Below are 4,353 nucleotides of genomic sequence, written 5' to 3' on the forward strand. Positions count from 1 at the left end.
GACGCTCTATAAACTTTGCATGTGCTGCTGCATGGTTACGCCATACCCAGCGAGCGACAGATTTAGCTGTGGCTTTCACTTCTGAATACGGAAGTGGCTGTAAAAACGCTCCATTTACGTTTTTAGCCTGTTCTAGTACTTCTGCATACCAGCTATCGAACCCAACACTTAAATGTTCTCTAATCGCTTTATAGGCCCAAAAACGCACTGTATCAAACATCATACAGTTACGACCAAGTCCTGAAACCTCTTGTAAATCGGTTTTAAGCTCTTGAAGCTCGACAAAATCAGCTAAATAACCCAGTTCATACGGTTGGACGTTAGAAATATGCGTTTCCCATGTACTGTGGCATGGGTTTTTAGTGATTAAGCCCGAATAGCCCCGATCTGCGCCTAAAGCAAGCGTGTACGCTTGCTCAATCTTGGCTAGATACTCAAGAATATTCTGTTTTGCTCGATGTGACGTACAAACTGGTGCTGAAAGCATGTATCCCACATGAGCGTGGCAATTCTGCTTGTTTTTGGCTATCCAGTTAGGTTTTGGTAGGTTTGCATCAAACCAAGCAAAAAAAGCGTCTGGTCGATCTATATCAAACACTAAAGAAGTGACTAAACACGGTTGATTGTGTTGGATATACGGCATTTGGATAGCCGTTTTCTTTGGTCGGATGATTACCCCATACCCTAAGTCGTCCGAACAGTAAGGTTTGTGAGGTAATTTTGCGTAAAAATCTGCTGTAAATTGTTGGTTATTGATCACTAGCAACGTCCAAGGTGTTGCAATGCGTCAAAACATCAGTACAATTGCAAGTATCGAGTTTGCGTTTGACTTATGCTTTAAGCATTTGTTTAACAAAGAGAAAAAAGTGAGCCTGCCAGCTTGCTTTTTTTTCGCCTACAGAAATGTACCACTCTTTGCCATACATTTCAAAATTTCTTTTCTTAACATTGACTTATGCCATATTTGGCCCTTTTCATTGTTAATAAACCTCTACTTCTTCGGTGTACCATCCTTCTACGAAAGTACCTTCAGTACCTGTTTCTTTGATTCCGCAATAAAACTGTCTCTCTGTATCCCCAAGAAAACCTGTAACTTTTTCTGGTTTATCTGTCATAGGCTTCAAAGGTAATTTAGTTGTATCTTGAATCGACTTTAAACATCTAGACATACTAGAGAATTTAGCCGCTTGCATCTGCATTTCTGTTTTAGGTTTTTTAGGTTTTGAAGGCGCATTAGGATCAGAATTTCCACACCCTATTAAAGATAAACCTAGTAAACTTATCGCGAGAATTTTAAACATTTAAAGCCCCTTATTTAGAGTAAAAAGAATATGAAAAAACTAGTACTTATATTTATCGCTATATTTGCTACTGGCCATGCTTTAGCAGATACACTTATTCCGCGAAGTGCGTCAGGGGATAAAGGTAAATACTATTTAATAAAACAAACAAAATCAGGTGATATTGTCACAGCTTTACATAAGCGAGTAGGCGTTGACAGTATTGGTTATACCTCTACTAAAACCAACTGTAAAACAGGAAAAATGCAGGAAATTGGATACAGTGAAATTTCTGCTACAGCAATTAAGCCAAATCCAACTCAGTGGTTTGACTTAGTACCCGGTTCTAGCAAACACGACCTATATAAATTTGTATGTAAGAAATAAGCTTATTCACCTCATTTTAGGACTGTAACTAATTTGAGGTTTATTCATTTTTTCAACTTTATCAACTGCTCTTGTATTGTGGTTAACTGATTGTTCAAAAGCCTGTTTTGTTTCTCGAAGTCTTTCAGTTGTCCATTCAAGTCGCTGACATGCTTTATTAAGTTGTTCCAGTTGTCCGCTTGTTTCCGATCTGTTTCGGAAATACTTTCCAGTAAGCTCTTGAAGGCTGCCTTGATAGCTTGATTTTCCTGCCGTGTAGCTTCGAACATCTGCTGTAAATCGGCTTCTCTCTGCTGCTGTTGTGCTTGAGCTTGTTCCAAGGCTTCGAGTAAGTGCTTTTCGAGTTCTGTCATCAATTAATACCCCATTGGCACTAGATAGCCACCCTTCCAGCTTCCTGCTTTGGTGTTCATCTGAATGCATGTGCGTTTTCGGTTCTTGTTGTCTATACAGTTCGTTATATTCAAATTGCCCCCTGCGTCCTTCAACTGTTGAATTGTGGCCTGTTGCTGGGCTATTAAGTCTGCGTTCTTGCCGATTTTGTAGCTCTGATACGTCAAAATTCCCCACATCAATAGAAGCGTTGTTACGATGGCTATGGCTACGATGCTCCAAGTTTTTAACATAATCGGGAACAGACGTTTGTTCTGCTCTTGGATAGCGGATTTGATTACTTTCTCGTTTTCGTTCAGTAAGCCGATCAAGCGTTGCTCGTGCTGTTTGAACTCGGCTGCTACGATCTGCTCTGTATTCTTGGCTTGCTCGTTCGATGTCTGCTCGAAGTTCTTTGCCAAATCTAAAATCTTGCTCATAGATAGCCCCTTTTAGACGGATATTCTGCCCCCCTTCGGGGTCTTTGATACTGATACTTTTCTTAGTGGTTCGGGCTATCTCAAACCCTGCTGATTCAAGCGTTTTGACTATATCATCACGATTTTTTAGCTCTCCACGTTCCGCTACGCTTAAAAGCCCGTTTGTAATAGCTTCACACGCTTCAATTTTGGTTCTAGGTAAATTATTGGGTGTACATAGTTCACGCTTGTTCAAAGGGTCATTAGGGTCTTTTAACTGGTAATGATCGTTTACTAAGTCTTTCCAAGCGTTTAAACGTGGACGGTCTGCCTTGTCATAATATGGCTGTAGGCGTTTTCCGCTATGCAATTCCACATTGGCAACGACAAAATTTAATTCCAGGCGGTCTTTATCCTGGTGCTGTACCCATAAAATTGAATATTGGTCTTTATCTAGTCCAGGAAGTAATGCACGTTCAAAGCTATCCATGATCTGTTGCTTTTGGTGTTCATCTAAATCACGCTCGGCAAACGATAAAACGCCAGACGTATATTTCTGAGCAAAGTTAGTGCTATCAATCAGCTGAATCATTTGTTCAGGGTCGCCACGGTCTAGCCTTGCGTCTTCCCGATCTCGGTCTTTGCCAAGTAAATAATCAACGGGACCACAGCCACCACCTACACCACGACTATGTATTTTTATGATCATCGTGCAATCTCTGTAATTCTCGCTCTACGCCTGCTAAAGCAGTAATAACAGCAATTCGGTCTATCGCAGAATTAGCTTTGCTCTGTTGATTCATGATTCTGGCAATCTGGTTCAGGTTATTACCAATACTTGCAAGTTGTCTGAGTAACTGAGGATCTACTTCGCGGATCTGATTACGTTTTGGCTGTTTTTCACCTAAGCAAGTTTCACGCATCCAACTAGCTAGACTGGCTTTAGTGCATAGCTTCAAAAGCTTTTCATGTTCTTCATCCGTCAAACGGATTTTGATTTCCTTCTGTCTTTTCACTACGTCTTGTTTTGTCATGACTAAATCCAATCCTCGGCGGTAACCGGACAAAGGGAAAATCTATGATTTTTTCTTTGGGCGGTTTTCGGGGGTGTCGGGGGTGAAGCCCCTGATCCAGTGCCACAAAAGGGAATCTTCAAGCGAAGCGAAGAAAGTCCCCTTTGTGTGTGCTGGCTAATCACAATAGCATGTTGATCTAGCGCAGGCAAGATTCGTCAGAATATTGGCTGCCTGATCAAAGGCTATCTGGGATTAGGCCCGTATTTAATTAGTCGTTACAAGATTATGGACAATCGCAAGCGAACGCCTTTTCTGATCTATGCACAAACACTATGCATAACTCCGCATAAATCACAGATTTATACGTTGAGTTACACACAGGTTTGATGCACAGGAAAAGTCTTTGCCCACAACCATTGCTAACTCCTTCAGTCATAGTTTTTTAAAAATTTAATTCAGAAATAAAAAAGCCCCGTTTAAGACAGGGCTGATATCTGATTTAGGTTGCACTTTCACACCTGCACGAATCAAAAACCGTTAAACGGGCTGATATCTGATTTAGGTTGCACTTGTGCATGGATTTTTTATCCATTTCGACACGCTATTTCGATGCACGCTTAAGTATTCTGAAATTTCTTTGATGCTCTTACCCATGACATGCATTTTTAAGGCTTCCTGACGCATATCGCTATACTGTGCTGATCTAGCTTTACCGCCATGACTAGAATCGCCTTTACGCCCCTTAGCAGCCTGACGCTCTATAAACTTTGCATGTGCTGCTGCATGGTTACGCCATACCCAGCGAGCGACAGATTTAGCTGTGGCTTTCACTTCTGAATACGGAAGTGGCTGTAAAAACGCTCCATTTACGTTTTTAGC

Annotated in this window: 6 protein-coding genes and 1 pseudogene; 1 reads left to right on the plus strand and 6 read right to left on the minus strand. The window is 41.2% G+C overall.

The genetic code is table 11. The annotated features are described in order from the left end of the window. Together FTV31_RS15630 and FTV31_RS15635 are read right to left on the minus strand one after the other, a co-directional pair. Window positions 1-760: replication initiation protein (locus FTV31_RS15630; RefSeq protein ID WP_373686996.1), on the minus strand; the 760-nt coding region annotated here is incomplete at its 3' end. 220 nt (window positions 761-980) lie between these two features. Beyond that, window positions 981-1,301: a hypothetical protein gene (locus FTV31_RS15635; RefSeq protein ID WP_068553058.1), complete on the minus strand. Its 321-nt coding sequence runs from the start codon at window positions 1,299-1,301 to the stop codon at window positions 981-983. 30 nt (window positions 1,302-1,331) lie between these two features. On the opposite strand from FTV31_RS15635, the gene FTV31_RS15640 reads away from it, so the two are divergent. After that, window positions 1,332-1,667 carry a hypothetical protein gene (locus FTV31_RS15640; RefSeq protein ID WP_087696065.1) on the plus strand — a complete coding sequence of 112 codons (336 nt, stop codon included), beginning with the start codon at window positions 1,332-1,334 and terminating at the stop codon, window positions 1,665-1,667. Between the two features lie 356 nt (window positions 1,668-2,023). On the opposite strand, the gene FTV31_RS17645 is transcribed toward FTV31_RS15640, so the two are convergent. From FTV31_RS17645 to FTV31_RS15655, 4 genes and pseudogenes are all read right to left on the minus strand, one after another. Beyond that, entirely contained in the window at window positions 2,024-2,479 is a 456-nt protein-coding gene (locus tag FTV31_RS17645; RefSeq protein ID WP_372339082.1) for an MbeB family mobilization protein, read from the minus strand. 322 nt (window positions 2,480-2,801) lie between these two features. Further along, window positions 2,802-3,167, minus strand: a pseudogene (locus FTV31_RS17650) (relaxase/mobilization nuclease domain-containing protein); the annotation flags it as partial. Beyond that, the gene (mobC, locus tag FTV31_RS15650; RefSeq protein ID WP_110393193.1) at window positions 3,148-3,492 is read right to left on the minus strand and encodes a plasmid mobilization relaxosome protein MobC; all 345 of its coding nucleotides are present in this window, start codon (window positions 3,490-3,492) and stop codon (window positions 3,148-3,150) included. The pseudogene FTV31_RS17650 and the gene mobC, both read right to left, overlap by 20 nt. Window positions 3,493-4,032: 540 nt before the next feature. Beyond that, window positions 4,033-4,353: primase C-terminal domain-containing protein (locus tag FTV31_RS15655; protein ID WP_180015628.1), on the minus strand; the 321-nt coding region annotated here is incomplete at its 5' end.

Source organism: Acinetobacter sp. YH16031, from assembly GCF_013417335.1.
Lineage (GTDB): Bacteria > Pseudomonadota > Gammaproteobacteria > Pseudomonadales > Moraxellaceae > Acinetobacter.